This window comes from Komagataeibacter kakiaceti JCM 25156 (genome assembly GCF_000613305.1).
Genome location: NZ_BAIO01000671.1, coordinates 1 through 1066, shown reverse-complemented (window position 1 = coordinate 1066; position 1066 = coordinate 1). Strand labels below are relative to the sequence as shown.

Below are 1066 nucleotides of genomic sequence, written 5' to 3'. Positions count from 1 at the left end.
CCCGGGGGGCAGGGCGTGGCCGGGACCGGCGGCGGGGGATTACGAAAGCTTTGTCGCCGCCATCCGGCGCGAGGCGATTCGGCAGGGGCTGAGGGCGGATGTCGTCACGCGCGCGCTGACCCTGTCCGGGCCGAACCCGAAGGTGATCGAGCGTGACCGCAACCAGCCGGAATTCCACCTGACATGGGCGCAGTACCGCGCGCGGGTGCTGACACGGCGCAAGGTGGATGACGGGCGCATCGCCTTCGCCAGCCAGCGCGCGGTGCTGGAACAGCAGGTTCTGACCCGTTACGATGTCGCCCCCGGCGCGGTGATGGGCATATGGGGGCTGGAATCGGCCTATGGCGCGCTGACCGGCAATTTCGGCGTGGTCGATGCGCTCTGCACCCTCGCCTATGAAGGGCGACGGGCCAAATTCTTCCGGGGTGAACTGTTCCATGCGCTGGCCATCCTCAACGCGGGCGACGTTTCACCCGAAAGCATGACCGGCAGCTATGCCGGGGCCATGGGGCAGCCACAGTTCATGCCCAGCGCGTACCTGAAATACGCGGTGGATATTGATGGCGACGGCCGACGCGACATCTGGCATTCCATACCCGACATATTTGGCTCCATCGCCGCCTATCTGGCCGGTTCCGGCTGGGTGGGCGGTGAAAGCTGGGGCCAGCAGGTCAGCGTGCCGGACAGCGTGGCGCAATCCGAACTGGGGCATGCCCGCACCCGGACGCTGGCGGCGTGGATGAAGATGGGCGTGCAGCAGGTGGGTGGCGCGCCATTCGCCCGGCCCGACATGACCGGCGCGGTGCTGCGGCCGGATGGGCCGGGGGGGGAATCCTTCATGGTCTATCGCAATTTCGCCGCGATCCGTCGCTATAATCCATCGGATTTCTATGCGCTGGCCGTCGGCCTGCTGGGCAACGAAATCGCGTGACGGCCCGTCACCCGGCCCGTGGCATGCGCCCGGCCGGTAACTACCGGACCAAGGATACAATGCACACCCGACGTTTCCTTCTGGCTGGGGCCACCAGCTTTCTTGTATCCGCCACGGCGCTGGCGGCCCCCGGCG

The 1066-nt window shown here is 67.2% G+C and carries 1 protein-coding gene; it reads left to right on the top strand.

Features of this window, described 5'->3' with window-relative positions; translation table 11 throughout:
- The coding region (locus tag JCM25156_RS17815) for a lytic murein transglycosylase (RefSeq protein WP_025814216.1) at positions 1–931 on the top strand (931 nt) is incomplete at its 5' end.
- Positions 932–1066 lie beyond the last annotated feature (135 nt).